Source organism: Streptomyces sp. NPDC049541 (genome assembly GCF_044465725.1).
Lineage (GTDB): Bacteria > Actinomycetota > Actinomycetes > Streptomycetales > Streptomycetaceae > Streptomyces.
On record NZ_JBITLY010000010.1, the window covers coordinates 212,238 to 235,563 of the forward strand.

A 23,326-nucleotide genomic window follows, 5' to 3' on the forward strand; every position below is an offset into this window, starting at 1 on the left:
GGACTGTGCCGATGTGCGGCTCCGCCGCGTGGGCGCGACCAGAGCCACGGCGCAGCCGCAGACGAACGACGTACAGCGGCACCCCCGGCTTACGCTCAGCGCGGGTGTCCCGTACTGGAACGCTCCACGAGCCGAGTCGACAACTCCGTACGCGTCCCCTCCAGGCGCTCCCCCGCCATCATCCGCACGAGCAAGTGCAACGCCCCCGCCGCCATCTCGGACAGCGGTTGCCGGATCGTGGTCAGAGCGGGAGCGACCCACCGCGACTCGGGCAGATCGTCGAAGCCCACCACACTGATGTCGTCCGGAACCCGCAACCCCCGTGCGGCCAGGGCCTGGTACACCCCCAGAGCCATGTGGTCGGAGCAGACGAACACCGCCGTCGGCGGCTCGGGCAGGTCCAGAAGGTCCAGCATGCGCCGGTGCGCGACGCTCTCGTCGAAGCCGGCGTGCCGCACGTACTCCGGCCGATGCCGCACCCCCGCCGAAGCGAGCGCCGAGCGGTATCCGGCGACCCGGGCGCTGCTGCACATCTTGCGCTGGTGGCCGGCGATGACGGCGATGCGTTCATGGCCGAGGGAGAGCAGGTGCTCGGTCGCGGTGACCCCGCCCTGCCAGTTCGCCGCGCCCACCGAGACCACGCCCGGCGGGGGTTCGAGGACCGGGTCGATCAGGACGTACGGAATGCGGTGCGTGTCCAGCCAGGCGTACTGCGAGGGCGACAGCTCGGCCAGGTTGAACAGCACCCCGGACGAACCCCGCGTGATGAGCTTGTCCAGCCAGCCGCGCTCCGGGCGCCCGCCACGCGTCCGGGTGAGCCCCGCCGAGACGACCACCTCGAGACCCGCGTCGTGCGCCGCCGCCTCCACACCGTGCAGTACCGCCCCCGACCAGGAACTGTCCAGCGAGTGCACGACCAGGTCGACCAGCCCCGGCACCTTCGCCGCGTCGAACCGGGGTCTGCGGACGTAGCCGAGCCGGTCCAGTGCCTCGGTGACACGGCGGCGCGTCTCCGGAGCCACGTCCTCCCGGCCGTTGACCACCTTGGACGCGGTCGGCACGGACACCCCCGCCTCGCGGGCCACGACCGCCAGCGTCGGCCCGGCCGCCACGCTCGCACTCCCCGTGCGAACCATCGGGAACCACCTCTCCGGCCCGCCCGAGGGCCATGAAAAGTTTCGACCAGCGCGGAAACGGTAAGCGCTTCCCACGTTAGTTTCACCGGATCACGTCGGGAAGAGCCCGACCTTCGCAGGTCTTCATCGTTCCGAACTTTCGAAACGTCGAACGCGGCTGTGGGCGGCGCTGACCAGGGGCCGTTACCAGCACGCCAGTCGACCTTCGGCGTGGTACGCCAAGTAGCCGCCGAATCGCGCTCTGCGCCGGAATACCGGAGCGATCTGTGGTGCTCTGGTGTTACCGGTGCAGTGGCGCGGAGGAGGCTGGTGGTCGCATGACGGCAGCAGTCCAGGAAGACCCGGTGGTGAGCACGCCGTACGGAGCCGTACGCGGCCGGTACGAGCACGGCATCGCGGTGTTCCGTGGCATTCCTTACGCCGCGCCACCCTTCGGCCCCCGCCGGTTCCGGCCTCCGGTGCCGCCCGAGCCCTGGGACGGCGTGCGTGACGCGGGCGCGTTCGGGCCGACGCCGCCGAAGCCGCCGTACTCCGAGGCCTTCGAGAAGTACCTGTCCGACCCGGTCATCCCGGGTGACGACTGCCTCAATCTGAACGTGTGGACGCCTCAGCCGGGCCCTCGGGCCCGGCTCCCCGTTCTCGTGTGGCTGCACGGCGGCGCCCTGACCAGGGGATCCTCCGCGGTGCCCGTGTACGACGGGCGGAACTTCGCCCGGGACGGCGTCGTCCTCGTCTCCGTCAACTACCGGCTGGGAGTCGAGGGCTACGGACTGTTCCCGGACGCCCCCGCCAACCCCGGCCTGCGCGACCAGCTCGCCGCCCTGCAGTGGGTGCACGAGTCGATCACCGCCTTCGGCGGGGACCCCGACCTGATCACCGTCGCCGGGCAGTCCGCGGGGGCGATCAGCATCGGCGCCCTGCTGGCCGCCCCGCAGGCACAGGGGCTGGTACGGCGGGCGGTCCTGCAGAGCGGGCCGCCCGAGGCGTTCGAACGGGACAAGGTACGGCGCATGGTGCGCCGCATGGCCACCCGACTGAAGATCCCCGCGACCGCCGCGGCCTTCGCCGAGGTCGACCGCGAACTGCTCCTGCGCACCCAGGCCGACGTGGGCAAACTCAGCAGCCCGGTGCTGGGCGGCCCCTCCTTCGGGATCGTCGTCGACGGCGACCTGGTGCCGCGCGACCCCCTGGAGGCGCTCGTCGACGGCGACGCGGCGCGGGGCGTCGACCTGATGATGGGCTGGACCAGCGACGAGTACCGCCTCTGGCTCGTCCCCGGCGGCCTCCTGGAACGGGTCGATCACCTGGGCGCGGTCGCCCTCGCCGGCGCCATGGCCCGCTGCCACTGCAACACCGAGGTGCCCCGCGGCTACCGCACCCTGCACCCCGAGGCCGGCACCGCCGAGATCGTCGGCCAGATGGTCACCGACCACCTGCTGCGCCTCCCGCTGCACCACCTGGCCGACGCCCGCCCCGGCACCTCGTACGTGTACGAGTTCGCCTGGCCCTCCAACCTCCCGGGCCTCGGCGCCTGCCACGCCCTGGAGCTCGGGTTCGTCTTCGACACCGGCGATGTCCCGGAATCGCGCAAACTCGCGGGTGAGGGCGCGCCTCAGGAGCTGGCCGACGCCATGCACGCGGCGTGGGTGCGGTTCGCGACCGAAGGGAACCCCGGCTGGGAGCCCTGGGACGCCACGCACCCGGTGCGGATCTTCGACGCGGACGAGCCCCGGACCGTCCATGGGCCGCGGGACGCCGAAATCGCCCTGTGGCACGCCGACGCCCTCAGAACTCCGCCCTCGGCACCCGCACCGCTCCCGGCCGACGCCTCGCCCCTGCGCGGCACGGAGCTGCGGTCCGTGGTGCGGCGGCTGCGGCTGCCGGGCTCGGTGCGCCGGCAGTGATCACTGAGGCCGGCGCCCCGAAAGGGGCGCGGGACAGTGTCCATTTGCGGCTCCGCCGCGTGGGCGCGAGCAACCACGACTTACTGGTGGTCGCGAGCCGACAGTAGCCCTGCGGCGAGAAGGCGAACGCTTCAGCGCGCCAGCGCCCCGGCAATCCCCGCGATGGCCTCCGGTCCCACCCGGCAGCACCCGCCGATCAGCCGTGCCCCGGCGCCCCGCCATCCCGAAACCTGCTCGGCGGCGAAGGAAGACCGCCCCGCCCAGGTGCGACCCTCCGCATCCCAGGCCTCCCCACTGTTGGGGTAGACGACGACCGGTTTGCCAGTGACCCGGACGGCAGTCCGCACCGCACCGTCGACATCCTCCGGCGCACAGCAATTGACGCCGACAGCGATCACTTCGTCCACGTCGGCGGCAAGGCCGAACGCCTCCTCCAGCGACTGCCCCGCACGGGTGCGATCACCGTCCACGGTGTACGAGAGCCAGGCGGGGACGCCAAGTCCACGCACCCCCCGCAGCAGCGCCGTCGCCTCGTCGGCATCCGGCACCGTCTCCAGCGCCAGCACGTCCGGACGGGCGGTGGCCAGCACCTCCAGCCGGGGCCGGTGGAAGCGCTCCAATTCGTCGACGCTCAGCCCGTACCGGCCCCGGTACTCGGAGCCGTCCGCGAGCATCGCCCCGTACGGGCCGACGGACGCGGCCACCCACAGCGGCCGCGTGACCCCCTTCGCCTGCGCCTGCCGCGCCGCCTCGCGCGCCAACTCCACGCTCAGGGAAAGCAGTTCGGCCGCCTTCTCGCGCCCGATCCCGCGCTTCGCGAACCCCTCGAACGTGGCCTGGTAGCTCGACGTGATCGCCACGTCCGCACCCGCCTCGTAGTACGCGAGGTGTGCCTCGGTGATCGCCTCGGGCCGCTCGGCGAGCAGCCGCGCCGACCACAGCTCGTCGCTCAGGTCGTGCCCTGCGGACTCGAGCTGGTTGGACATGCCGCCGTCGAGCACGACGGTTCGGGTGGCGAGGGCCTCGGCGAGGGAGGAAGGGGCGTCGCTGGTCATGGGAAGACGCTAGCCGAAAGGGCCGGTGACGACCGTTCATGTCCATCACGTGAACAGATCGCCCAGCATGTGGGACGCCGGGTTACGATCACGCACCCCCGTCCCCCTCCGCCCGGAAAGCACCATGACTGCCCCCAGCCCCACCGAGGCCACCGCATCAGAGCCGGCCGCCACCGCCACTCCCCGCCGCACCTTCGGCCTCGCCGCGGCCACCGCGCTGGTCATGGGCAACATCATCGGCGGCGGAATCTTCGCCCTGCCCGCCGCCGTCGCCCCGTACGGCACGGTGAGCCTGCTCGCGTTCGTCGTGCTGTCGGTCGCCGCGGTGCTGCTCGCCCTGCTCTTCGGCAGGCTCGCCCGGCGCAGCCCGGTCACCGGCGGCCTGTACGTCTACCCGCGCGACGCGTTCGGCCCGTTCGCCGGGTTCCTGTCGGCCTGGTCGTACTGGACGATGTGCTGGGTCAGCATCGCCGCGCTCGCCGTCGCGGTCGTCGGCTACGTCGACGTCCTGATCCCCCTGCACGGCAACCACGCCCTCGAAGGGGTCGTGGCCCTTGCCGCGCTGTGGCTGCCCGCGGCCGCGAACTTCGCCGGCACCCGCTGGGTGGGCGCGGTCCAGGTCGTGTCGACCATCCTGAAGTTCGTGCCGCTGCTGCTCGTCTCCACGATCGGGCTCTTCTTCGTCGACGCGGACAACTTCGGCCCCTTCAACGCCTCCGGCGACAGCACGCCCGGCGCGCTGGCCGCCGCGGCCGCCCTGCTGCTCTACAGCTTCCTCGGCGTCGAGTCGGCCGCGGTCAGCGCGGGCGAGGTGGAGAACCCGGGGCACAACGTCGGCCGCGCGAGCGTCCTCGGCACCCTGGGCTCAGCCCTCGTCTACCTCCTCGGCACGGTCGCCGTCTTCGGTCTCGTCCCGCACGACAAGCTGGTGAAGTCGGGCGCCCCCTTCGCCGACGCCGTGAACGCGATCACCGGCGGCTCCTGGGGCGGCACGGCCATCGCGCTGGTCGCCGTCGCGTCGATCACCGGCTGCCTCAACGGCTGGATCCTGCTGGCCGCGCAGATGCCGTACGCCGCCGCCCGCGACGGCCTCTTCCCGGCACCGTTCGCGAACGTCGGCAGGGGCGGGGTGCCCGGCTTCGGGGTCTGGGCCGTGGCCGTCCTCGGCACGCTCCTGATCGCCCTGAACTACACGGCGGGCCCTGACACCACCTTCCGCGTCCTCGTCCTGATCACGACGTTCACCGGCTGCGTGCCCTACCTCCTGTCGGCCGCCGCGCAGCTGTACTGGCTGGCCCGGGGCACCCGCGAGCGCGTCCGCCCGGCCGGTCTCGCCCGCGATCTGGTCGTCGCCGCCCTGTCCTTCGCGTTCTCCTTCTGGCTGATCGCTGGCGCCGGTTACGCGGCCGTCTACCAGGGCGTGCTGTTCCTGTTCGCGGGGATCCCGGTGTACGTGTGGCTACAGGGCCGGAAGCGGGAAACGGCGGGGCAGACGCCTACGCCGTCCGCGTGAGGCGGTGCGGCGGTCAGGCGCCGGCTAACCGTGCGCCGCATGCCGTCCACCCCTCCGCCCGCCACCGCGCCCGCGCCTGACCGCCGGCACCACCAGCCCGACGAGCAGCCCGGCCGCCAGCACGTACGGCCACCAGCCGAGGCCGCTGTCCGCGGTGCCGACCGCCGCCGCGCCGGACGATGCCGTGTCCGGGTGGGCGGCGGTCGGGGAGTGGCCCCCGGTGGTCGCGGTCAGGGTGACGTCGTTGCCGTCGCCGCCGTGGTAACTGATCTGGTACGTGGTGTCGGCGAGCTTCAGCCGTGTGCCTTCCTTGAGCCCTTTGAAGGCGCCGGTGGTCCTCGACCTCCCCGCGTGCTCGATGACGGTGATCGCGGGGGCCGGTTTCGTCCCGGCGGCCGACAGGTCGAGGTCTCCGGCCAGCCGGACCGATGATCCCGTCACCTTCAACGGCGTGGCGCCCAGGACCAGTTCGCCCATCGCGCTCTGTGTGTAGCTCCCGGAGACCGTGACCCCGCCCGCCATGACGCCGTCGTTGGTCACGGCCCCCTTCACCGTGCCCCTGCCGGTCAGCGTGGTGGCCACGCGCAGTCCGGACGGCCCGGGGTCGAGCCGCGAGCCCGTCGAGTCGAGTCTGATCGCCTTGCTGTGGACGAGGGTCGCGCCGGAGCGCAGTGCGAGGGTGCCCTTCTGGACCGTCGTCGTGCCGGTGTACGTCACCTGGCTTCCCGTCAGGGTGGCCGTGGCGGCCCCGGTCTGCGTCAGAGATCCGCTGCCACTGATCCGGGACAGGGTCAGGTCCTTGCCCGTGTTGTTGAGTACCAGCGAGCCGTTGTCGACCACCTTGTAGAGGTCACCCTTGGTGTAGAGCCCGCCGTCCCCTCCCGGCCTGCCGCTGCCCAGTCGCAGTACCGCGCCCTTCTCGACCGTCGTCGAGCCGTTGTAGTACTGGACGGCGGCGAAGGTCACGTCGTTGCCCTTCGTCCCCTTGATGACGATGTCCCCGGCGCCGGGCGCGGCCAGCGTGTCGTGGAACCTGCCGCCGCCGATGGGAGCGCCCAGCGTCACCGGCCCGTCGTAGTCGAACGTGAGCAGCGAACGGGAGCGCGCCGCAAGCAAGTTGATGTAGACGGTCTCTGCCGTGCCGGGCATGAAGATCTTGTGGGTCGTGCCGTCGCCCCACTGGACGTTCGCGCCCTTGATGTTGGTGCCGCGCTTGTTGACGTTCTTGTGCGCGGGCGTCCAGTTCAGGGACGGGTCGCTGAGTGAGGGGTCGGTGTCGCCGCCCTGGTTCGACCAGCTGTACTGGCCGGTCAGGATCACCTTGCTGCCGGGTCGGGACTGGACGTTGATGTCACTGCCGTACTCGCGCTGGTAGAAGTCCATGCCCATGGTGACGGTCTGACCGAGAGGCGTGTCCACGGTCCAGGTGCCCTGGTTGAGGACCTTGCGCACGTTGGGCAGCGATGTGGCGAACTCCGGCGCGCCGGCGCTGAGCTGCGTGCCGTTGTCGATCACCCCCGAGAAGGAATGGGTGCCCGACAGGGCCCAGCTGCCCCACAGGAAGCGCGGCTGTGTGATCAGGCCCGAGCCGCTGATCGTGCCCAGGTTGTAGGCGCTCGTCAGCGACAGCCGCAGCGTGCCGTCGACCCGGATGTTGTCCTGGTTGAGCCGGAACCCCGGGGTGTTGTACGGGAAGTGCCCGATCAGCCCGGTCGTCCCGCCGTCGCCGTACTGCAGGGTCGCGCCCCGCTCGACGGTGATCGCGGGCGGGTCGGCGTCGGCCGTGGTGACGTACGGGTGGTTGCCGCCCTGCGTCCTCACGACCTGCCGCTGACGGGACCGGGGGAGCGTGAAGTCGCTGTCCTTCGTGAGGACCAGCGTGCCGCCGCCGCGCACCGTGAGCGTGCCCTCGCCGCGGAACACCCCGTCGTACGTCGTCGTCCCGGACGGCACGGTGACCACGGTGTCACCGGTGAGCGTCACGTCCCGGTCGGCGAGCACCTCAGCGGTGACGTCACGGGTACCGGCGGCGGCTGCGGGGGGAGCGGTGGAGAGCAGGGCGGCGACGGCCACGAGGGCTCCGGCGACGGCTGCTGTCTGGTGGGGGGTATGACTGCGCACGTCAGAGGAGACGGCCGGGAGAGCCGCCGATAACAGAAAAACTGCCGTACGGCCGAAATGGGGAAAGCGCTGTCTGCCAGTCACGTCAGACCCGTTGACCTCCCCGTTCCACGCCCTTACCTTTTCGGCGTTCGTAATCACAGATGTTGTTCGCTACCTCGAACGTCCCCCCTGAGAGGCAGCCGCATGAGCCGCAACAACGACCTGCCCCAAGTCCCCAGCCGTCGCCTGATGCTGAAGGGAGCCGCCATAGCCGCGGGCGCCCTGGCGACCACCCCCGCCGTGGCCACCGCCGTGCCGACAGCGAAGGCGGCCCCGTTCGTGAACCCCCTCGTCCGTCAGCGCGCCGACCCCTACATCCACCGCCACGCCGACGGCCACTACTACTTCACGGCCACCGTCCCCGAGTACGACCGGATCATCCTGCGCCGCTCCCGCACCCTCAACGGACTTGCGAGCGCCGCCGAGTCCGTCATCTGGACCAAGCACGCCACGGGCGTCATGGGCGCGCACATCTGGGCGCCGGAGATCCACCGCATCGGCGGCAAGTGGTACATCTACTTCGCCTCCGCGCCCGCCGAGAGCGTCTGGGACATCCGCATCTGGGTGCTGGAGAACGCCCACGCCGACCCCTTCAAGGGGACCTGGGTGGAGAGGGGCCAGGTGAAGACTGCCTGGGAGACCTTCTCACTGGACGCCACCACCTTCAGCCACCGCGGCACTCGCTACCTCGTCTGGGCCCAACACGAACCCGGCATGGACAACAACACCGCCCTGTGGCTGTCGAAGATGGCGAACCCCTGGACCCTGACCGGCCCCCAAGTGCGGCTCTCCACCCCGGAGTACGACTGGGAGACCGTCGGCTACAAGGTCAACGAAGGCCCCGCGGTCCTCGCCCGCAACGGCCGTCTCTTCCTCTCCTACTCGGCCAGCGCCACCGACTACCACTACTGCATGGGCCTGCTGACCGCCGACGCGAACGCCGACCTGATGGACCCCGCCAACTGGTCCAAGTCACCGACCCCCGTCTTCACCAGCAACGACACCACCAAACAGTACGGCCCCGGCCACAACTGCTTCACGGTCGCCGAGGACGGCCGCAGCGACGTCCTCGTCTACCACGCCCGCCAGTACAAGGAGATCACCGGCGACCCCCTGAACGACCCCAACCGCCACACCCGGATCCAGAAGCTGGGCTGGAACCAGGACGGCACCCCCCACTTCGGCGTCCCCGTGGCCGACACGGTCGCCGGCTCGGTGGCCGGCTCCGCGAAGGAGAGTGCGTGACATGAGACATGCGTACGCGGTGCTGCTCGCCCTCTGTCTGTCCCTGTTCGGCGCCCTCGCGACCGCCGGCCCGGCGCAGGCCGCCGCCCAGACCGTCCCCAACGGCGTCCAGTTCACCGACACTTCGGGCAACCCGGTCCACGCCCATGGCGGCGGCGTCATCAAGGTCGGCTCCTACTACTACTGGTTCGGCGAGGACCGCAACAGCGACAACACCTTCAGATACGTGGACGCCTACCGCTCCACCGACCTGAAGACCTGGGAGTTCCGGAACCACGTCCTGACCCAGTCCTCCGCCTCCGAGCTCGGCACCGCCTACATCGAGCGCCCGAAGGTCATCTACAACGCCTCCACCGGCAAGTTCGTGATGTGGATGCACAAGGAGAACGGCGTCGACTACAGCCAGGCCCGTGCGGCCGTCGCCGTCTCCGACACCGTCGACGGGAACTACACCTATCAGGGCAGCTTCCAGCCGCTCGGCCAGTACATGTCCCGGGACATCACCACGTTCGTCGACACCGACGGCACGGCCTACATGGTCTCGGCCGCCAACCAGAACTACGACCTGCACATCTACAGGCTCACCGCCGACTACACCGGGATCGCCTCCCTGGTCGCCAACCCGTGGCCGGGCGGCCACCGCGAGGCTCCCGCGCTCTTCAAGCGGGGTGGCGTCTACTTCATGCTGACGTCGGGCGCCACCGGCTGGAGCCCCAACCAGCAGCAGTACGCCACCGCCACCAGCCTCTCCGGCCCGTGGACCTCGATGACGAACGTCGGCGACTCCACCGCCTACGGCTCGCAGACGGCGTACGTCCTTCCCGTCCAGGGGAGTTCGGGCACCTCGTACCTCTACATGGGCGACCGCTGGGGCAACTCCTTCGGCGGCACGGTCAACGACTCGCGGTACGTCTGGCTGCCGCTGACCTTCCCGAGCTCCACCTCGATGTCCATGTCCTGGTCGCCGGAGATCACCGTCGACACGGCCGCCGGCACCGTCACCGGCACCAGCGCCACCTACAACACACTGGTCGCGCGGCACAGCGGCAAGTGCGCCGACGTGACCAATCAGTCGCTGTGGCAGGGCGCCCAGATCAAGCAGTACGACTGCAACGGCGGCACCAACCAGAAGTACTGGTTCAAGTCCGTCGGAAGCGGCTACTACCAGCTGGTCGTCAGGAACAGCTCCCTGTGCGTGCAGGAGAACGCGAGCACGGTCACCCAGGAGAACTGCAGCGGCTCGGCCACCCAGCAGTGGTCACTGACCACCTCCGGCTCCTACCTCAACGTCACCTCCCGCGCGAGCGGCGAGTGCCTGGACGTGTCCGGCGCGTCCACCGCCAACTCCGCCGCGATCATCACGTACACCTGCAACGGAGGCACCAACCAGCAGTGGACGCGCGGCACCTGACGTCAGGCCAGGAGATCGATCGCGTCGATCGCGGTGCCCGCACTGAGGAAGGACGTCGTCCCCGAGCCGCTCACCACGTTGATCTTCAGCACGTTGTACCGGCTGGTGTCGGAGAGCCAGGCACTCGCCGGAACGCTGTAGGTGAACGTGTGGTTGTTGCCCCGGTACGAGCCCACGGTCAGCGACCTGGTGCTCGGCTGGGCGGGCGGCGAGGGGATCGACGAGGTCCAGTCGTTGACACTGATCTGCGGCCGTCCGTTGGCGTACGCCGTCGTCACACCGATGCGCAGGGTGTGCGCGGCGGCGGCCTGCGCGGCCGTCAGCTTGAAGTAGACGAGGATGCCGCTGTTGACGTCCTTCCAGAGGTAGCAGGGGAAGGCCGAGGTCTCCGTCCCGCCGCCGATGACGACGTTGCCGGTCCAGGACGCGGCCCGGCTGTCGGACGGATGCGCGTACGTCATCAGGTCCGCGTTCTTGAACCCGCTGGGCGAGCCGTTCCAGTCCCCGATCCGCCAGATCGCGCTCGCGTTGCCCGGGTCGTTGGAGGAGGGGATCGCGAGGGTGTTGAGGGTGGTGGTACCGCCCGCGGTGACCGTCACCGAGGTGGTGTGGACGGCCAGTTCCCCCTTGAAGACGGTCAGGGTGTACGTCCCCGGAAGCACCCCCGGTATGGAGAACCAGCCGTCCGAGGAGCGGGCCGGACCCCAGTACTGCGCGGCCGGGTTGGCGAGCCCGACGGTGTACGGGAACGCCGTGTTCCGCCCGGTGATCCCGACGCCGGCGAGCCTGCCGCGGCCGCTCGCCCCGACGTATCCGGAGATGCCGAGCGAGTCGGCCCAGGGGGTGGTGAGGTTCGCGTGGTAGAGCGCGGAGGAGGGTGCGCCGCCGTCCGTGAAGGCGATGACGTACGGGCCCTGGAGGCCGAAGCGCTGGGCCTCCGTCTGGTTCTCGCCGTAGTAGAGGATCTCGTACAGGCCGCCGCCGTCGGCGCTCTGGTGGCGCAGAAGGGAGCGGTAGAAGGGGCCGCCGGAGGCCTTCTCGTGGTTGGAGCGGACCACGTACAGGCCGACGCTCCCCGTCGACCAGCCGATGTAGTCGTAGTCGACGACTCGCAGCTTCGAGTAGTGCTTCGAGCGGGTCTGGCCGTCGGACTTCTCGAACACGTCCGAGGCCTCGATGGTGGTGGGCGCGTAGGTGTACGAGTCGGGCTCGTCGTTGAGGAACATGCCCGCCTTGACACGCACGATGTAGCGGGTGGCGCTGACCGAGTCGTCCGCCTTGTTGGTCCACAGGTAGACGTTGTTCTCGCCGCTGCGGGCCGCGTAGTAGTGCTTGAGGGTGCCGTAGGCGACGGAGATCAGGATCGTCGAACCGGACTGCTTGATCGTCACCGTGGAGGTGCCGAGGCCGGACTCGATGTGGGAGTTCTTGCCGCCGTAGCCCTGGTACTCGGTGCCCTTGTAGACCAGCGAGGTCAGGTCGCCGTTGGTCTTGCTGACCTTGAAGACCAGGCTCGCGCCGGTGTCGACGACGTAGTTCGAGCCGTCGTCGGAGTAGCCGAAGCTCGCGGCCGAGGCGGGAGCGGCGAGCGGCCCGGTGAGGGCGGCCGTCCCGGCGGCAGCGGCGGAACCGAGGACGAAGGTGCGGCGGCCGACCGGTCTGTTCGCGGTTTCGGACATGGGGGTGCCTCCTCCGGAAGCCGGGTGGGGGGTCGTGCGGGTGGTTGTGAGGGTGACAGTTGAATCGATTTCGCGAAAGGGCTTTCGCTCGCAGGAGGTCGGGAATCTTGCGGAATCGCTTCAAGGACTAGAAAGCGCTTGTGGTGAGCGGTACGGTCCCAGCCGCCAGGCCTTGTCGTCCGGTCGTTTCCTCGGAGGGACACGCGAATGAGACGTTTCAAGCTCGCTCTGCTGGCGGCGCTGACACTGAGCGCCGGCCTGACGGCCGCACCGGCCCAGGCCCACGGGGGGCACCGCCCTCTCGGCATCGAGAACTGCACCGCCGGCGCCTGCCACTTCGACGTCCCGCCCGGCACGTACGACGTGAAGGTGCTCCTCGGCGGCGAGGCCGCGTCCAGCACGAGCATCAGCGGCGAGACCCGGCGCGCCCTGCTCCCCGAGACGGCCGCGGCAGCCGGTGAACGCGTCGCCCGCAGCTTCACCGTGAACGTGCGCACCCCGGAGGGCGAGCCGACGGGTCCGGACGGAACTCCCGGTCTGGATCTGGCCATCGGCGGCTCGGCCCCCGCGCTCGCCGCCCTCAGCGTCACACCCGCCCGGCACACCCGCCAGATCCTCCTGGTCGGCGACTCCACGGTCTGCGACCAGCCCGCCGCCCCGTACTCCGGCTGGGGCCAGCAGCTGCCGCAGTACCTCCGCAAGGGCCTGTCCGTCGCCAACTACGCGGACTCCGGCGAGAGTACGGTGACGTATCTGCACAACCCGCAGCTCTGGGCCACCGTCCAGCCGCTGATCCGCCCCGGCGACCTGGTACTGATCCAGCTCGCCCACAATGACAAGACCACCGACGAGGCGACGTACCGGGCCAACTTGGAGACACTGGTGGCAGGCGTACGGGAGAAGGGCGGCGAACCGGTGCTCGTGACTCCCGTCGTGCGGCGCTGGTTCAATGCGGACGGCACTTTGAACAACGACACCGCACTGCTGGTCAACAGCCTCGGAGTGGACCATCCTGCTGTCATCCGCTCGGTCGCCGCGGCGCAGCACGTGCCACTGGTCGACCTGACGGCCGGGACGAAGGCGCTGGTGGAGTCGCTGGGCGTCGAGGGCTCCAAGGCGATCTACCTCTACAACGAGAAGAAGGACAACACCCACACCTCCGTCCACGGAGCCACGGTGTACGCGGGACTTGTCCGCGACGCACTTGTCGCCCAGCATCTGGTACCGGAGGGTCTGATGCGGGTGCGATGAACTCCTGGGGCGTCTCGACCGGAACCGGGGCGCCCCAGGTCCCACCCTTCGTCCGTCGCCGCAGCTCCTGAAAGAGAACCGATGCATCTGCCTGCCGAGGACCGCACCGCAAGTCCGCACACCGGCTGCACCCGGGCCCACTGGGAGGCGGCCGCGGACGCCCTGCTCGCCGCGGTCGAGCCGTACGCCGCGGAGGGCGGCGCGCTCTACCACCTCCCCGGCGACCGCACGAGCTGGTCCGGCCGGCTCTCCGACGGCCTGGAGGGCTACGCCCGTACGTTGCTCGCCGCGGCCTTCCGCCGCGACGAGACCGTGCTGCAGCGCTACGCCGACGGGCTCGCGGCCGGCGCGGCGGGCGTCTGGCCGCGGATCGAGGACCGTGGCCAGCCCCTGGTGGAGGCGGCGTCGATCGCCCTCGCACTGCGGCTGACCCGCCCGCTGCTGTGGGACCGCCTCGACGACGGCGTACGGCAGCGGGCGGCCGCCTGGCTGGGGGACGCGCTGACCGCCGAAGCCTGGCCCTGCAACTGGGAGTTGTTCCCGGTGACGGTGGGCGGATTCCTCGCCGACATCGGTTACGAGACAGAGGCCTCCCGCAAAGCGATCGACCGCGGCCTGGAGCGCATAGAGGCCTGGTACGTCGGCGACGGCTGGTACACCGACGGCGACGGCCGCAAGTTCGACTACTACAACGGCTGGGCGATGCACCTGTACCCGGTGCTGCACGCCTGGCTCGCGCAGGACACCGCCCTGCTCGACCTGTACGGGGGCAGACTCTCCCGCCATCTCGAGGACTACGCCCGGCTGTTCGGCGGCGACGGCGCCCCGATGCACCAGGGCCGCTCGCTCACCTACCGCTTCGCGACGACGGCCCCGCTGTGGCTGGGCGCGCTGACGGGACACACGCCGCTGCCGCCGGGCGAGACACGGCGGCTGGCCTCGGGGGCCCTGAAGTACTTCCTGGAGCGCGGCGCGCTGGACTCCCGCGGCCTGCTCACCCTCGGCTGGCACGGCCCCGACCCGGCCGTCCTGCAAGGCTATTCGGGCCCCGCCTCCCCGTACTGGGCGAGCAAGGGCTTCCTCGGTCTGCTCCTGCCGCCGGACCACCCGGTGTGGACGGCGACGGAGGAGCCGGGCCCGGCGGAACGCTCCGATGCCCTCACCCCGCTCGCGGCCCCCAACTGGCTCCTGCAGTCCACGCGTGCGGACGGGATCGTCCGCCTCCACAACCACGGCAGCGAGGACGTCCGCTACGACCCGTACTACACGCGCCTCGCCTACTCGACGGTGACGGAGCCTTCGTCGTCGTACGACAACAGCGTGATCCTCGGGGGCGATGCGAGCCGGACGGACATCGAGCCGTTGGGTGTGGGCGACGGGTGGGTGGTCTCACGGCACACGGCGGGCGGGGCAGCGCGGGTGACCAGCGTCGTGCTGGCGCGCGGGGCCGTGGAGGTACGGGCTCATCTGGTCACGGGTGCCGAGCCGGGGACGGCGGTGCGGGTGACCGGGTGGGCGGCGGCAGACGGGCTGCGGGCAGAGCTGTCGCCGGCCGTCGGACTCTCCGACGAGCTCACCGGGGTCTGCGGCGAGGGGGACACCCTGTTCGTCGCGCTGGCGCGGCTCACCGGTGAGGAGGATCCCGTGCCGCTGGGGGAGGCGGTGCGCGTACGGGCGGACGGCGCCCGCGCGTTGACGGTGCGCTGGCCCGACGGACCCGAGCTGAAGGTCTCGCTCGACGGCCCCGGGCCCGAGATCCTCACGGAGGACTCCCGCCCCCCGGAGTGACCTTCCTCGTCGCCGCGGTGATCAAAAGGTCGCCGCCCCGGTTTCCCGAGGCGGCAGGCAGTTGTGTCGTCGACGGTCTCAGCCGCCGAGTACCGGCAGGGTGAGGCCGCAGTCGACCGGCATGGCGTGGGCGGGATCGAGGGCGTTGCGCACGAGCTGGGCGGCGTTGGAGTCGTAGGCGATCGAGACGTGTTCGGAGAGGTCCTGGCGGCAGACGTCCTGGATCGTGATGTTCTTGACGGTCGCGCCCGGTCCCGCGGTCAGGAACTGGTGCGTGTACGGGGTGACGACCTCGTCGAACTTGGTGGCGATGACGGTGTAGGAGACGCCCGGCTGTGTGTCCCCGTCCCGGTCCAGGGTCTTGTTCACCTCGGAGCCGACCATCTGGTCCGCGTACGCCTGGCCGAGGAGGAGGGAAACGGGCTGGTTGAGGCCCAGCTTGGTGGTCAGTGTGCCGAGGCCGGAGGCGGTCGTGCCGTGGTTGGAGGGCGCCAGGCCGATGAGGCTGTGCACCTTGTTCCGCTTCGGGTGCGCGGGATTCGTGCCGCCGTCGAACCGCAGGTACCAGCGGGGCGTCAGACCACCCCCCTGGGAATGCCCGACGAGGTCGACCTGTTTGGCCCCGGTGGCCTGCAGCACGCGGTCGACGTAGGCGGCGATCTGCCGGGCGGAGTCCGGGACGTGCGCGGTCGCCTTGATCGGACTGCCGGGCGCCCCGCCGTAGTTGACGGCGAAGACGCAGTAGCCCTGCTGCTTCAGGTACGGCGACAGCAGGCCCCAGTTGAGACGGGCGTTCGCAAAGGTCCCGTGCAGCAGGACGACCGGGCGCGGATGCTCACGCGTGGGCTTGCAGTTCCAGTCGTCGGCCCCGGGCGGCGCCGCATCGGGGTTGAGGAGTCCGCTGACCCCCGCCGCGGGCAGGGCGAGGAGGTTGCGCGGCGGCGGAGGAGGTGCGGGGCTGTCGGCCGCGACCGCCGCGCCCTGCTGCCCCAGGCCCAGCGCCAGAACGAGCCCGGCACCGATCGCGGCCCACCTGGCGCGCCGCCCGCCCGACCGCTTCCGGGAGACAATCCGATCCGTCATCGCGCCACTCCTCGTCTCAGGGCCGGCAGAGCGCCGACGCGGAGATGATCGAGGAGCGGCTCCAGCGGCGTGCTCGACGACCGCGCGCAACACCACTCATGGAGCAGCAGAATTTCACCCGTTCGGCCCGTGCCCCGCCGCAACCCGGCGGAGCGGAACGCCTCGGGCGTGACAGTTCGGCCGGCACCGAAGGGCCGCGCTCCCAGGGCCTGTCGTCTGGATCAGGTCGGCTGTCAGCCGACGGCGCTTCCCGGTGCCCCGAGCGGGGCCATGGGAGTCCCCCGCTCGGGCGAAGCCGAGAGTGGGGGAGCGTGCAGCTGCAAGGCGGAGGAGGCTGTGACATCAGCCGCGGCCGCGGCGGGCGACGCGGAGCGATGGGGCCCCTCCCGCTCGAGCGAGTTCGAGAGTGGCAGCGAGTGACGACAACGCGGCTGGGGTCCCCCAAGCCGTTAAGGCAGTGGGGAGGGCGAGCCAGGCCCGCGACGCCGGGCTGACCCCAATGACAGGCCCCAGCCAGCCGACATGAGCCCAACCCGCAGGAAACACCCGCACGGGACCGTCACCGGCATGATCGACCACGTCCTGGAACCGGCCGCCACCTGGACGCACTGGGACGCCAAGCCGCCCATGTCGACTGCTGCACAAGGCGATCCGCCAGGTCGTCGACCACCTCGCCGAGCTGGAGGCCCGGTTGGCGGGCGAGGAGCCGCAGCCCGACCACTGGCGTGCCTCCGCCATGACGGTCGAGGCGGACCTCGCCCCCTTCGCCCCCGCAGACCTCGACGAGGCCCGCGGTCGCCTCACCCGTCTCGCGCGCATCTGGGCGAACCGTCTCGACTCCCTCCGTGTCGACCAGCTCGACCACTCGCCGGGCGAGGGCCGGCGTTTTCGTGAACTCGCCCTGCACCTCAAGGGATCGACGTACTCCGCCTACTCGGTGGGCGGCCCCTCATGACCCGGCTCACAGCGCTCGGCGGTGAGTCCTTGGTAGAGTGGGGGCTTTCGTGGGTATCAGACCCTTTGGGCTCATCTCCGGCGAGGGACCGAGGAACCATGGACATGGACATCCCCGGCGACAAGCGACTGGCGGCTGCCGTCGTCATGGACGACGAGGGCCGGGTGCTCCTGGTCCGCCGCAGTGAGACGGAGGAGTTCCTGCCCCGCGTGTGGGGCGTCCCCTGCGGCAAGCTCGAGCCGGACGAGAGCGCCCGGGACGGTGCGCTGCGGGAGCTGAAGGAGGAGACGGGGCTCCTCGGGGAGGTCGTCCGCAAGATCGGCGAGTCGTCCTTCGTCAGCGCGTACCGCGGGCAGGAGATCAAGAACTGGCAGGAGAACTTCCTGGTCAGGCCATTGAGCCGGCAGATCACCCTGCCTCGGGCCGACCAGGCCTACGCCTGGCTCGCCCGTTCCGAACTCAGCACGGTCGAGATCGACGAGTACAACCTCGACATCGTGGACCAGGCCTTCACGAACTCATGAGCTTCTGAGCAGCTCGGCGAGCCCGTTCAGCGCTGCCAGGTAGTCGTCCGTCTCCAGCGGCACTTTCGGTACGGCGCCCGGATGCGGGCCCGCCGCGGTGAACACGTCGGTGTGCCGGCGTCGTCCGTTCCCCGTCTCCAGGAACAGCGTCACCGTGGGTACGTCCGTGTCGCACCACGCGCGGTGCAGGGTGTGCGCCGGCAGGGCGTAGGCGCTGCCCGCCGCGTACTGCCCCACATGCGTCATCCGCAGCCTCGCCGGACCGGCAGGCTCCAGTTGCCAGTCCGCCGAACCCTCCTTCAGCGACTCCTCGTACCGGGCGGCCGTGATGCCGTCCCTGCCGCCGCCCTCGACGTCGTACAACTCCATGGCGAGCCGCCCGCGTACGACATAGGAGGCCAGTGCGGAACGGTGGTTGTGGATGTCCTCCTTGCCGATCGCGCCGACGCCCGGATGCCACAGGTGGGCGCGGAGCATGAGCCGCGGTCCGCCGTCGATCAGCAGCAGCTTGTCGAAGCCGAGGACGTGCCGGTACGAGAGCCGGGCGCACCCTTCCGGATCGCCCTCCCCGGAGGCCAGTTCGGCGATCAGCTCCAACAGCCGCTCCGGCGCACCGAGTTCGGCGACGACGGAGCGAGCCGCGGCGACCCGTTCGTGTTCGGGCAGGTCACCGTCCAGCGTCCCGGCCAGCAGTCGTCGCGCCGCCAGAACCTGCCGACCGCCCATGCACACCTACCTCCGCGCTCACTGCTCTCGGGTCACCGCTTCCGGTTCATTCCCCCGGCCGATACATCCATACGGCATGGGCCCGCAGCGCCGAAAGACCCTGGTAGGTCATCCACATGGGATGCCGCAGCTCACTGCTGTCGGTCCGGCCCCAGGACCAGATCCCGTCCGTCTGCCCGGCCCACACGGCGGCCGCCGCACCGTCCAGCCGCTCCCGCCACGCCTCCTCGAGCCCGTACTGCGCCGCCACCTCGCGGGCGCCCGGGGTCATCAGGGCGCGCAGCACCCAGGAGGCGGTGAAGTGCCGTACGTTCAGCACCTCGTGGCGCTCGGGGTCGTCGGTGCGGGGGCGGCGCACCTCCTCGCGCAGGTTCCGCAGGTCCGGGCAGCGCGCGTGGGACGCGCCCGCGCAGCCCAGCAGCCAGCGCACGCCGTCCTCACGGGCGGAACGGGCGCCCGCGCCCTCGGGTTCGTCCAGCACCCGTGCGGCCCGGTCCAGGGCCACCACCGCCTGCGCGGTGTGCAGCGCGGAGGGCATGCCGTACGGCGGGTCGAGACGGTAGCTCCAGCAGCGCAGGTGCTCACGGCGCGGGTCGCTGATCGCGCCGTCGGCCAGGGCCTCACGCAGCACGGGCAGTACGGCGGAGTCGGGCGCGGCGCGCAGCAGCCCGCGCAGCACGGTCGTCACCACATGGGTCGACTCCCGCCCGGCGCGGTCGAGTTCGCGGGTGAAGCCGGCCGCGCAGCGGCCCACCTCCTCCGTCAGCCGCTCGCCGGACGCCCCCGCCCGGGCCAGCGCGCCCAGCACCAGCGCGGTGACCTCGGGCCGTGGCTCCGCGCCCTGCGACCGTGCGGACCAGCCGCCGGCGGGCAGTCGCAGCCGCCACAGAGTGTCGACGAGATCCCCGGTGCGCAGCCGTCCGTCGGGCACGCCGAAGTCGAGCATGATGTGCAGGCCGTACGCGGTGCCGACGGAGGTGGGGCGGGGCGGGCTGCTCTCGCCGAGGGAGTGCGACCAGCCGGTGAGCCGCCCGCGGGCGGGGTCGTCGACCACGCACACCTTGTCGACGAGCGTGCCGTACGCGGCGGCGAAGACCTGGGGGAGCGGGCCCGGCGCGGCGGGCGCCGCGGCGACCGGGGCCGTGGTCGCGGGCCGGGAGGATCCGGCCGCGGCCCGGGCCCTCAGCAGTGCCGCCGCGAGCCAGGCGGCCACGCCGGTCCCGATCCCGCTGACCCCTGAGATCAGGTACTTGGCAGCCTCCCCGCCGAGGGAGCCGGGCAGCACCCCGAACAGGAACTGGAACACGGCATACCCGGCGGCAGCGCAGCCGAGGCTGCCCAGCCAGCCGACGAACCGTGCGGCCTCGCTCGGCCCGCCGGGTTCCGGTGCGGTGCCGTCCGATCTCAAGGGACCGCGTCCCAGCTGCTGTTGAGACAAGGCACGCTCCCTCCCCCGAAGCTTCCAGTCTAAGTGGTCAGCGGGACAGGTGTGCCGCCGCCTGCGAGCAGCGTCCCGGCGAGCAGATCGGCGAACGCGACGGGATGCTCGGCCACACCGGCATGCCCGCCGGGAAACTCGAGGAATCGGCTGCCGCTGTGCTCGGCGAGGAACCGGGCGGTTCGATGAAGGAGTTGACCCCCGGAGTCGGCTCCTGCGGCCAGGGTGAGGCGGGTCGCGGAGGCGGTGAGCGCAGAGAGGTCAGGGGCATACGAGGTGAACTGCCGCAGGACATGAGCGAGGAAGAGAGCCATCGGCATGCCCAACTCCTCGTCCCGCGGGAGGGGTTGACCCGGCGGATTCTTCTCCGGCTCCTGCCCCGCCAGTACGGCGCCCAGTCCGACGGCGGCCGCCTGCGGCCCGGCGGTGCGATAAGTGTCGTACACCTTCTGGAACATGGCCTGCTGTCGTGTCCCGTCCGGGAGCACCCCCACGCACGCCGGCTCGTGCGCCACGACGTGCCGCAGCCGCTCGGGGTGCCGGGCGAGCAGGTCGAGGACGGCGATACCGCCGGAGCTGGTCCCGAAGACGTACGCGGACTCGTCCTCGACGAGGACCTCGTCGAGGACGCGGCGCGTCCCGTCGCTCCACTCCTCGACCCGCTGGTCGCCGACGGGTGCGCCGAGCCGCCCGTGGGCGAGCCCGAGGGGGTCGTACGTCACGACGGTGAAGCGGTCGGCGAGCACATCCGTCAGCGGGGCGAGACCCATGGGATGCCCGGCCCCACCCGGGACGATCAGCAGGACGGGCCCCTTGCCGCGTACGTCGTAGTGCAGTTCCTCAGCCATTGCTCTGCTCCTCGCTGTTCTGCCCGCTGTTGTTCTCCCGGGGCCAGTTCTCGAGCGTCACGTGCAGGGCGTCGACCGCCTTGTCCCAGGACTTCTGTACCTCGCGTGCGGCGCCGAAGCCGCCGGTGGCCTCCAGGGCGCAGTAGCCGTGGAAGGTGCTGCGCAACAGGCGTACGGCATCGGTGAGATCGGGCTCCTCGAGGCCGTAGGCGCGGAGCATGCCGTAGGTGATCTCGGCGGTGCGGCGGAAGTCGGGGGAGGCGGCGATCAGGGCCTGGTCCATACGGATCTGGGTGGCTGCGTACCGCCCGGGCCGCTCCAGCGCGTACTCCCGGTAGGCACCCGCGAAGGCGGCCAGCGCGTCCTTGCCCGCCCGTCCCGCGACCGCGAGGGCGATGCGGTCGATCAGCTCGGCGCCCGCGAACAGCGCGAGGCGCGTGCGCAGGTCGTCGAGGTTCCGGAGGTGCGAGTAGAGGCTCGCGTCCTTCACGCCGAAGTGGCGGGCCAGGGCGGACAGGGTGACGTTCTCGAAGCCGACCTCGTCGGCGAGGTCGGCTGCCGCCGCGACGATGCGGGCGGGGGTGAGGCCGGCTCTGACCATGGATTGAATGCCCTTCCTAGGAGACCTAGGAAATAACCTAGTAATCCAAGCTGCTTCTCGGCGAACGAATTTTGATTCCCGTGTCACAGGCGGCCCGGCTGTCTCGTCCCAGATCTCGAAGAAAGGCTCCGGAAACAGGTTCGGGATCAGGAAGGTGATGGTCATGCGGGTGTTCGTGGCAGGCGGGAGCGGGGTCCTGGGGCGGCGGCTGGTGGGGCAGTTGGTGGCCCGGGGGCATCAGGTGACGGCCACGACGACGAGTCCGGCCAAGCTGGACCTGCTGAAGCGGCTGGGTGCCGAAGGGGTCGTGATGGACGGGCTGGATGCGGTGTCGGTCGGTCAGGCGGTGGCGGGGGCCCGGCCGGACGTGATCGTGCATCAGATGACGGGCCTTTCCGAGGTGCACGCGGGCAAGCCCGACATGAGGAAGGCGGAGCGGTTCTTCGCCACCACCAACCGGCTCCGCACCGAGGGGATCGACCATCTGCTGGCCGCCGCCGAGGCCGTCGGCGTCTCGCACGTCGTCGCGCAGAGCCACGCCAGCTTCAACGGGAACCGGGAGGGCGGCTGGGTCAAGACCGAGGAGGACCCGCTGCAGGTGGTGGAGGGGACCAAGGCCATCGGTCACCTCGAGGACGCCGTCGTCAGCGCCGGCGGCGCGGCCCTGCGCTACGGCGCGTTCTACGGGCCGGGCGCCAACGACGACCAGGTGAGGATGGTGCGCAAGCGGATGTTCCCGCTCGTCGGGGGCGGCACCGGCTACACCTCGTGGGTGCATCTCGACGACGCGGCGAGCGCCACCGTGCTGGCCGTGGAGCAGAAGGCCACGGGTGTCTTCAACATCGTCGACGACGAGCCCGCACCGGTCGCCGAGTGGCTGCCGTATCTCGCGCGGTGCGCCGGCGCCAAGCCGCCGCGGCGGCTCCCGGCGTGGCTGGCCCGGCTGCTCGCCGGCGAGATGGTGGTCGCCATGATGACCGAGGGCCGCGGCTTCTCCAACGCCAAGGCGAGGCGGGAGCTGGGCTGGGAGCCGCGGTACCCGTCGTGGCGCCAGGGGTTCCGTGCGGAGTTGGCGTGATCACCGTCCCCGCCGGAGCGTGTCGAGCTCTCCGACCGCCGCCCGTACGTGCTCCGGGTCCCGCCCGGCTCCGGCGCACCGCCACACGGGCCGCCCGTCCGCCTCGCCCAGATGCATCCCGAGGTCGTGCACGGTGCACACCGGCCACGCCTGCCACAGGCACTCGGTGACGGTGTCCTGCGCCGCCTCGGCGACGGCGGCGAGAGCGCTGAGGGGCTCCTCGCGGGGCGAGTCGGGGGAGCCCTGCCAGAGCGGGTTGCCCCACCACCCCCCGTTGGGCAGGGTGACGTACACGTTCTCCGGCTCGCCCTCCTCCCAGGGCGGCAGGGCCATCAGCTGAAGCGGCCCCTGGTCCGGCAGGGTCGCGGCGACGTCCCGGTTGACCAGGGCGAGGGCCTCGTCCAGCACGGGGTACTCGCCCGGCCCGACCTGACGGGGCGTGGGATCGTCGAAGGGCCTGTGCATGGCCCCATCCTCCGCGGTGGGCCGCACCCCGCACGTGCGAATGTGACCTATGGCACATCACTTCAGGGCTGCGCCACGTCACGTTCGCGCAAACGGCGTTCGAAGTTCTTCGCTCCGGGCGGATGCGCAGTTCGGCAGGGGTGGCGCATGAGGTGCGAGGGTCGGCGGACCGTGGCGGTGCGCGGCTGTGAATTCGCCGCTGCCCAACCGTCAGCGGAAAGTTACCCTCCGTTATAAAGATCTGTTCGAAGGACTGCACGTTTTCCGGGTCGCGTCCGGTTGTCTGTTTCCCAGAGCAACGAGGCTCTAGGTGCCAGGCCCGTCCAGTGCGGGGGACCGGGCGGTAACGGCACTGTCCGAAAGAGAAGGAAAACAGTCACTGTGAACTACGACGTAGTCAGCCTCGTGCTGGCCTTCGCCGCCGTGGCGCGCTCGTACGCGCCCGACGTGTGGTTCTTAGTGC

19 protein-coding genes are annotated in these 23,326 nt (G+C 70.9%); 9 read left to right on the forward strand and 10 right to left on the reverse strand.

Annotated features, from left to right (window positions below):
• Positions 1 to 95: 95 nt before the first annotated feature.
• Positions 96 to 1,136 carry a LacI family DNA-binding transcriptional regulator gene (locus tag ACIBW9_RS32705; protein WP_398960630.1) on the reverse strand — a complete coding sequence of 347 codons (1,041 nt, stop codon included), beginning with the start codon at positions 1,134 to 1,136 and terminating at the stop codon, positions 96 to 98.
• A gap of 317 nt (positions 1,137 to 1,453) precedes the next feature.
• Between ACIBW9_RS32705 and ACIBW9_RS32710 the strand changes: the two genes are divergently transcribed.
• On the forward strand, positions 1,454 to 3,040 hold the full coding sequence (locus tag ACIBW9_RS32710) for a carboxylesterase/lipase family protein (protein WP_398960631.1): 1,587 nt from the start codon (positions 1,454 to 1,456) through the stop codon (positions 3,038 to 3,040).
• Between the two features lie 131 nt (positions 3,041 to 3,171).
• Here the strand turns inward: ACIBW9_RS32710 and mmuM are convergent, their stop codons facing one another.
• The gene (mmuM, locus tag ACIBW9_RS32715; protein ID WP_398960632.1) at positions 3,172 to 4,095 is read right to left on the reverse strand and encodes a homocysteine S-methyltransferase; all 924 of its coding nucleotides are present in this window, start codon (positions 4,093 to 4,095) and stop codon (positions 3,172 to 3,174) included.
• Positions 4,096 to 4,219: 124 nt separating this feature from the next.
• Here mmuM and ACIBW9_RS32720 point away from each other — a divergent pair, with 124 nt between their 5' ends.
• The gene (locus ACIBW9_RS32720; RefSeq protein WP_398960633.1) at positions 4,220 to 5,608 is read left to right on the forward strand and encodes an amino acid permease; all 1,389 of its coding nucleotides are present in this window, start codon (positions 4,220 to 4,222) and stop codon (positions 5,606 to 5,608) included.
• Positions 5,609 to 5,632: 24 nt separating this feature from the next.
• Here ACIBW9_RS32720 and ACIBW9_RS32725 read toward each other — a convergent pair whose 3' ends face one another.
• Positions 5,633 to 7,729: an autotransporter gene (locus ACIBW9_RS32725; RefSeq protein WP_398960634.1), complete on the reverse strand. Its 2,097-nt coding sequence runs from the start codon at positions 7,727 to 7,729 to the stop codon at positions 5,633 to 5,635.
• 186 nt (positions 7,730 to 7,915) lie between these two features.
• Between ACIBW9_RS32725 and ACIBW9_RS32730 the strand changes: the two genes are divergently transcribed.
• Both ACIBW9_RS32730 and ACIBW9_RS32735 read left to right on the forward strand, forming a co-directional pair.
• Positions 7,916 to 9,016, forward strand: a complete 1,101-nt coding sequence (locus tag ACIBW9_RS32730) for a family 43 glycosylhydrolase (RefSeq protein WP_398960635.1) — start codon at positions 7,916 to 7,918, stop codon at positions 9,014 to 9,016.
• 1 nt (position 9,017) lies between these two features.
• Positions 9,018 to 10,427, forward strand: a complete 1,410-nt coding sequence (locus ACIBW9_RS32735; protein WP_398960636.1) for an RICIN domain-containing protein — start codon at positions 9,018 to 9,020, stop codon at positions 10,425 to 10,427.
• 2 nt (positions 10,428 to 10,429) lie between these two features.
• Here the strand turns inward: ACIBW9_RS32735 and ACIBW9_RS32740 are convergent, their stop codons facing one another.
• The gene (locus ACIBW9_RS32740) at positions 10,430 to 12,106 is read right to left on the reverse strand and encodes a rhamnogalacturonan lyase B N-terminal domain-containing protein (protein ID WP_398960637.1); all 1,677 of its coding nucleotides are present in this window, start codon (positions 12,104 to 12,106) and stop codon (positions 10,430 to 10,432) included.
• Between the two features lie 207 nt (positions 12,107 to 12,313).
• Between ACIBW9_RS32740 and ACIBW9_RS32745 the strand changes: the two genes are divergently transcribed.
• Positions 12,314 to 13,357: a rhamnogalacturonan acetylesterase gene (locus tag ACIBW9_RS32745; protein WP_398960638.1), complete on the forward strand. Its 1,044-nt coding sequence runs from the start codon at positions 12,314 to 12,316 to the stop codon at positions 13,355 to 13,357.
• A gap of 81 nt (positions 13,358 to 13,438) precedes the next feature.
• A complete protein-coding gene (locus ACIBW9_RS32750; protein WP_398960639.1) occupies positions 13,439 to 15,145 on the forward strand; it encodes a DUF2264 domain-containing protein in 1,707 nt (568 codons plus the stop codon).
• Positions 15,146 to 15,223: 78 nt separating this feature from the next.
• Here the strand turns inward: ACIBW9_RS32750 and ACIBW9_RS32755 are convergent, their stop codons facing one another.
• On the reverse strand, positions 15,224 to 16,228 hold the full coding sequence (locus ACIBW9_RS32755) for an esterase/lipase family protein (RefSeq protein ID WP_398960640.1): 1,005 nt from the start codon (positions 16,226 to 16,228) through the stop codon (positions 15,224 to 15,226).
• Positions 16,229 to 16,919: 691 nt separating this feature from the next.
• Between ACIBW9_RS32755 and ACIBW9_RS32760 the strand changes: the two genes are divergently transcribed.
• Together ACIBW9_RS32760 and ACIBW9_RS32765 are read left to right on the forward strand one after the other, a co-directional pair.
• Positions 16,920 to 17,183, forward strand: coding sequence for a hypothetical protein (locus ACIBW9_RS32760; protein ID WP_398960641.1), 264 nt, complete (start codon positions 16,920 to 16,922; stop codon positions 17,181 to 17,183).
• A 104-nt stretch (positions 17,184 to 17,287) separates the two neighbouring features.
• Complete coding sequence (locus ACIBW9_RS32765; RefSeq protein ID WP_398960764.1) at positions 17,288 to 17,707, forward strand: NUDIX hydrolase; 420 nt, start codon at positions 17,288 to 17,290, stop codon at positions 17,705 to 17,707.
• Here ACIBW9_RS32765 and ACIBW9_RS32770 read toward each other — a convergent pair.
• Genes ACIBW9_RS32770 through ACIBW9_RS32785 form a run of 4 tightly spaced genes read right to left on the reverse strand, consistent with a single transcriptional unit; the run spans position 17,702 to position 21,320 of the window.
• Entirely contained in the window at positions 17,702 to 18,433 is a 732-nt protein-coding gene (locus ACIBW9_RS32770) for a hypothetical protein (protein WP_398960642.1), read from the reverse strand. The genes ACIBW9_RS32765 and ACIBW9_RS32770 overlap by 6 nt on opposite strands.
• A 46-nt stretch (positions 18,434 to 18,479) precedes the next feature.
• On the reverse strand, positions 18,480 to 19,871 hold the full coding sequence (locus ACIBW9_RS32775) for a hypothetical protein (protein WP_398960643.1): 1,392 nt from the start codon (positions 19,869 to 19,871) through the stop codon (positions 18,480 to 18,482).
• 29 nt (positions 19,872 to 19,900) lie between these two features.
• Positions 19,901 to 20,719: an alpha/beta fold hydrolase gene (locus ACIBW9_RS32780; protein WP_398960644.1), complete on the reverse strand. Its 819-nt coding sequence runs from the start codon at positions 20,717 to 20,719 to the stop codon at positions 19,901 to 19,903.
• Positions 20,712 to 21,320: a TetR/AcrR family transcriptional regulator gene (locus ACIBW9_RS32785; protein ID WP_398960645.1), complete on the reverse strand. Its 609-nt coding sequence runs from the start codon at positions 21,318 to 21,320 to the stop codon at positions 20,712 to 20,714. The genes ACIBW9_RS32780 and ACIBW9_RS32785 overlap by 8 nt, the downstream gene beginning before the upstream one ends.
• A 163-nt stretch (positions 21,321 to 21,483) precedes the next feature.
• On the opposite strand from ACIBW9_RS32785, the gene ACIBW9_RS32790 reads away from it, so the two are divergent.
• Complete coding sequence (locus ACIBW9_RS32790) at positions 21,484 to 22,398, forward strand: NAD-dependent epimerase/dehydratase family protein (protein WP_398960646.1); 915 nt, start codon at positions 21,484 to 21,486, stop codon at positions 22,396 to 22,398.
• On the opposite strand, the gene ACIBW9_RS32795 is transcribed toward ACIBW9_RS32790, so the two are convergent.
• Positions 22,399 to 22,863, reverse strand: coding sequence for a hypothetical protein (locus tag ACIBW9_RS32795; RefSeq protein ID WP_398960647.1), 465 nt, complete (start codon positions 22,861 to 22,863; stop codon positions 22,399 to 22,401).
• Between the last annotated feature and the right edge of the window lie 463 nt (positions 22,864 to 23,326).

Coding starts and splice junctions, on each gene's coding strand:
- ACIBW9_RS32705 (WP_398960630.1), bottom strand. CDS start 1,136: ATGGTTCGCACGGGGAGTGCGAGCGTGGCGGCCGGGCCGACGCTGGCG.
- ACIBW9_RS32710 (WP_398960631.1), top strand. CDS start 1,454: ATGACGGCAGCAGTCCAGGAAGACCCGGTGGTGAGCACGCCGTACGGA.
- mmuM (WP_398960632.1), bottom strand. CDS start 4,095: ATGACCAGCGACGCCCCTTCCTCCCTCGCCGAGGCCCTCGCCACCCGA.
- ACIBW9_RS32720 (WP_398960633.1), top strand. CDS start 4,220: ATGACTGCCCCCAGCCCCACCGAGGCCACCGCATCAGAGCCGGCCGCC.
- ACIBW9_RS32730 (WP_398960635.1), top strand. CDS start 7,916: ATGAGCCGCAACAACGACCTGCCCCAAGTCCCCAGCCGTCGCCTGATG.
- ACIBW9_RS32735 (WP_398960636.1), top strand. CDS start 9,018: ATGAGACATGCGTACGCGGTGCTGCTCGCCCTCTGTCTGTCCCTGTTC.
- ACIBW9_RS32740 (WP_398960637.1), bottom strand. CDS start 12,106: ATGTCCGAAACCGCGAACAGACCGGTCGGCCGCCGCACCTTCGTCCTC.
- ACIBW9_RS32745 (WP_398960638.1), top strand. CDS start 12,314: ATGAGACGTTTCAAGCTCGCTCTGCTGGCGGCGCTGACACTGAGCGCC.
- ACIBW9_RS32750 (WP_398960639.1), top strand. CDS start 13,439: ATGCATCTGCCTGCCGAGGACCGCACCGCAAGTCCGCACACCGGCTGC.
- ACIBW9_RS32755 (WP_398960640.1), bottom strand. CDS start 16,228: ATGACGGATCGGATTGTCTCCCGGAAGCGGTCGGGCGGGCGGCGCGCC.
- ACIBW9_RS32765 (WP_398960764.1), top strand. CDS start 17,288: ATGGACATCCCCGGCGACAAGCGACTGGCGGCTGCCGTCGTCATGGAC.
- ACIBW9_RS32770 (WP_398960642.1), bottom strand. CDS start 18,433: ATGGGCGGTCGGCAGGTTCTGGCGGCGCGACGACTGCTGGCCGGGACG.
- ACIBW9_RS32780 (WP_398960644.1), bottom strand. CDS start 20,719: ATGGCTGAGGAACTGCACTACGACGTACGCGGCAAGGGGCCCGTCCTG.
- ACIBW9_RS32785 (WP_398960645.1), bottom strand. CDS start 21,320: ATGGTCAGAGCCGGCCTCACCCCCGCCCGCATCGTCGCGGCGGCAGCC.
- ACIBW9_RS32790 (WP_398960646.1), top strand. CDS start 21,484: ATGCGGGTGTTCGTGGCAGGCGGGAGCGGGGTCCTGGGGCGGCGGCTG.
- ACIBW9_RS32795 (WP_398960647.1), bottom strand. CDS start 22,863: ATGCACAGGCCCTTCGACGATCCCACGCCCCGTCAGGTCGGGCCGGGC.